General features: G+C 45.6%; 4 protein-coding genes. All 4 read right to left on the bottom strand.

The genetic code is table 11. The features are described 5' to 3' along the window. Positions 1–2,464: PAS domain S-box protein (locus QZP87_RS09360; protein ID WP_291322655.1), on the bottom strand; the 2,464-nt coding region annotated here is incomplete at its 3' end. 127 nt (positions 2,465–2,591) lie between these two features. Further along, on the bottom strand, positions 2,592–3,173 hold the full coding sequence (locus QZP87_RS09365) for a TetR/AcrR family transcriptional regulator (RefSeq protein ID WP_291322656.1): 582 nt from the start codon (positions 3,171–3,173) through the stop codon (positions 2,592–2,594). 2 nt (positions 3,174–3,175) lie between these two features. After that, entirely contained in the window at positions 3,176–3,595 is a 420-nt protein-coding gene (locus QZP87_RS09370; RefSeq protein WP_291322657.1) for a MucR family transcriptional regulator, read from the bottom strand. Positions 3,596–3,845: 250 nt separating this feature from the next. Beyond that, the coding region (locus QZP87_RS09375; RefSeq protein WP_291322658.1) for a hypothetical protein at positions 3,846–4,047 on the bottom strand (202 nt) is incomplete at its 5' end.

A 4,047-nucleotide genomic window follows, 5' to 3' on the forward strand; every position in this document is an offset into this window, starting at 1 on the left:
GAACATCAGGATCCATGAATAATTCCAGGGCGAGTCCCTTTTGGCGGGCTTCAGCCGAAAACAGACCGGATAAGGACTCAAGCAGTTCCTGGAGGCTGAACTCTGCAGGGCAGATGATCATTTTTCCTGCATCTATGTTGGACACTTCCAGAATATCCGAAAGCAGGCGGGTAAACCTATCAGATGATTTAATAGCCAGATTGACGAATTCCTGCTGTTCATCATCCAGGTCTGTGTATTGTAAAAGCTGCATCATGCCCATGATGCCATTGAAGGGCGTACGCAGTTCGTGAGACATGTTGGCCAGGAATTCTGATTTAGCCTGATTGGCGGCTTCGGCTTGCTCCTTGGCTGCAAGCAGGGCGGCCTCTGCCTGTTTACGTTCATTGATCACCTCGGTATATATAATGATTCCACCGACAGATCCATCCTGTTCATACCAAGGCCGGCACTCCCACTGTGTCCAATCTACACTGCCGTCTGCCCTGTAATATGGGTCATCCTCAGCACTTAATATCTCTCCTGCAAGAGCCTTCTGATGAACTTCTCTCCACTTTTGAGGTAAGTCTGGAAACACTTCATAGTGATGCCTGCCAATGATATCCTTGTTTTGGACCCTAAAATCCTGAAGGTAGCGTTGGCTTACGAAAATATAATTTAAGTCACGATCATGAACGGCAACAGCGCTTCGCATATGCTCCACAATATAGTATAAAAGGTTTCGTGAATGAATAAGGGCCTTCTCGGCCCGCTTGCGCTCTGCATTGGCAAATAGCTGTGCCACCAGATTTGTCATAGCAGTTAAAAAGGATTTTTCATCGGTATGCCATTTTCGAATAGGGCCACGATGCTCGGCAGATAAAATACCTATTAAACGCCCATTTTGCTGAATAGCTGAGTCCAGCAAAGAGGTAATCTGCAAAGGGATAAAATAATGCTCGGTCAATTCCTTGGCACGCATATCGTTTTGAGCATCGTCAGCATCTATTTGGCAGTCTTTGCGCATTGCTTCGAAATATGATGGGGAGTCGGCGGTCTTCAATACCTCTATTTGTGAATCAATACCAGAGACTGCGTCATACAACATCCGGCGTAAAAGTTTTCTGTTATCATCCGAAAGCATCCAGACACTGACCCTGTCAACCTGCAAAGTCGCAGCAAGTCTGGTAGTTAATATCTTCAATGCATCATCAACACTGCTGTTTACAATTGTATCTTCAAAGTTCATTTGGGCAATCAAATTACGCTGCATCTTTGCCCGTTCTGTACTTTCTCTGTAAAAATCTTCTGCCTGTTTACGCTCGGTGATGTCCTCAAAAGTGGCATAGGTCTGAAAGGGCTTTGATTCTCCGGGATGAAACAAGGGGATAGCAGTAATGGACAACCAGATGTGGGCGTTCTTGTCCGGATGAAACACGCCTCTGACCACTGGTCCGATAGATTCACCGGTCTTCAGGGCGATCATGGCCGGATGATCAGTGCCGGGAACTTTTGTGCCGTCTTCTTTGATCATTTTCCAGCGCGGGTCCATGGAGGTCTTGCCCTGCATTTGTTCAAAAGAGAGCCCCAGTATTCTCTCTGCAGCTGGGTTGGCCGAAATGATGGTCCCGTCGGCAGCCTGGTAAATAACCCCCTGGGCCATGGTTTCGAAAAGTCGACGATGTTTTTCCTCGCTTTCCCGAAGAGCTTCTTCAGTTCTTTTGCGCTCAGTGATGTCTCGACAGACGCAGAATATGAGTTTTCGTCCGCCTATCACGGCTCCGTTGGCGCTGATCTCAACGTCATGTAGTGTGCCGTCCTTTCTTCTATGATGTGTTTTGATGTGCTCTCCTTCTATGCCGGCTTTTAGCAGCATTTCAAGGAGTTGTTCACGACTGTAATGGGACTGCCAGTCCCATAAATGAAGTTTCTGGACCTCTTCGGGAGTGTATCCAAGCATATCAGCAAAGCGCCTGTTTGCTTCATGGACGCTTCCATCTTCATTTAAAACAACGATCCCGTCCCTGGACTGATCAACAAGCATATGCCGTCGAGCAGCCTCTTCACGAAGATCATCTTCTACCTGTTTACGTTCTGTTATATCCGAAACAAACCCTTGGTAATGGACAATATTTCCTTCCTTATCCCGTACTGCCATGGCATTTCTAGATGCCCAGATTATGGAACCGTCCTTGCGGCTCATCCGGCATTCATAATTGACCAATTCGCCCCTTTCGCTCAAAAGACGTTCAATCTCTTCCCTGTCAGCAGGATCGGCATATAGTTCTGACGCAATGTCTGTAACCGACTCCAGCATATCTTGCACTGATTCATACCCGAATATTGCGGCCATGGCCGGGTTGACAGAGAGCAACTTGCCCTCCGGCGTAGATGTGAAGATACCTATGGGTGCATTTGTTAACAGATCCTGACACTGTTCTGGGGAGGGGATGGAAAATTCTTTCGAAGCGGGTTTTTGTGACATTGTTGCTCCAAGCAGGTTTGGGTATGGTAATAAAAATAACTGAAACTTCACGCTAGACTACGTGCCATAGTCCTCGAATGCCAACCTTGCAGACTACACAATGTATTCCTGGCTGATATAGCTGTGATTACAGCCGGATCAAGGCCCGCTTACAAAAATCGATCACAGCATCCTCGTCAGGCCAAGGATCGTCTTTGCAAAAAGTCTTTCTGCGTAAAATCTCATTAACCAGGCTGAATAGAATTATGGCCATATGATCCACTGGTTGGGCATCAAACTCACCTTTGGCATTTCCTGCCTCCAGGCATTGCTGTATATACCCTTGAACAATCTCATGCTGCGATTCCATGATTTCTTTACAGGCATGATTTCTTTGCAATAGTTTCAGTGGACAGTTAGCCAAGAGCAGTCTGGCCTCCCTTGGACGTTTCTCAGCAATATGCATATGAAAGCGGATCAGATTGGCTAGCTTTTCAAACTCTGTATCCGTATTCTTCGGCAAGTCCTCTATTGCCTGAGCATATTCCTTAAAAACATCATGGATGATCTTTGAAAAGATATCCTCTTTGCCTTTGAAATGATAATACAGCAAAGGTTCTGTGACCCTTGCCTCTTTAGCTATCATCAGCGTAGTGGTGTTGTCAAAACCCTGGGAGGCAAACAGCTCTGCAGAAGCGTCCAGAATATCTTGTTTTTTATTTTTGGCCATATTTAACCAAGGATTTTACCCTTCGGCTTCATCACTCTCTTCTTCCACAGTTCCATATCCTGCATTTTTTTCTTGCGCTCCCGGGCCAGGGATTTTGCTATCAGGGACTGATTTTTCTTATAGCCCCACTTTTCCTTGTATTCTTCTGTAGTCATATCGTGTTTGGCAAAATGCTTCTTGGTAAGAACCTTGAAAGATTTGCCGCACTCAAGGCAGGTAATGCTCTTTTCTTTAATAGCTTTTTTTGGATCGATGGCTGGTTGCTGCTCCTGTTCGGCCTGTGACTCGGTCACTCCTTGTGAAGCCTCTTTTATCCCCTGGGACAGGGATCGAATCATGGAGTTGATTTCTTCTTCAGTCATATTCCGTACACTGGCCTGGGCCTTTACAATCTCCAGAGCTTGTTTGACGTGGTCTTCCATTTAGAATTCTCCTAAAGTAAGTTGTTGAAATGTTACATTTTATGATCTTATTACCGGAGCTTAAGTGAACAGTTGATCAAAATAATCTGACCAACTGTGCCCTTTGTATGTGTCCCCAGCATTACCTATAACCTGCAAAATTGCAAGCACAGCATAACAGTCTGCTAGCACTCATGAACAAAGGTTTTTCGTAACAGTTTAGCCCTTTTTAAGAAAAGCGGGAGACAGGCACCCCAGCCCTTGTATTCTATTAATGTAAGAAAACAGGCTTAGAAAACAAGGGCTGGGAGAGGAGTCCCCATGTCACATGGCAAATATCTAAAGCGGGCCATGCCCGCAACCCAATAAAGAAAAGAGTTTTTAGCCCACAGATCACACAGATTGACACAGATAAAAGAGATTGAAGAAGCATGTTTTTTCCTTGCGGGAATAAGACCCCAGTGAAACCCTGC

This window comes from Desulfonatronospira sp. (genome assembly GCA_003563255.1).
Lineage (GTDB): Bacteria > Desulfobacterota > Desulfovibrionia > Desulfovibrionales > Desulfonatronovibrionaceae > Desulfonatronospira.

Excerpts from the sequence above, each read along its gene's own strand:
- QZP87_RS09365 (WP_291322656.1), bottom strand. The coding sequence starts at position 3,173 with ATGGCCAAAAATAAAAAACAAGATATTCTGGACGCTTCTGCAGAGCTG.
- QZP87_RS09370 (WP_291322657.1), bottom strand. The coding sequence starts at position 3,595 with ATGGAAGACCACGTCAAACAAGCTCTGGAGATTGTAAAGGCCCAGGCC.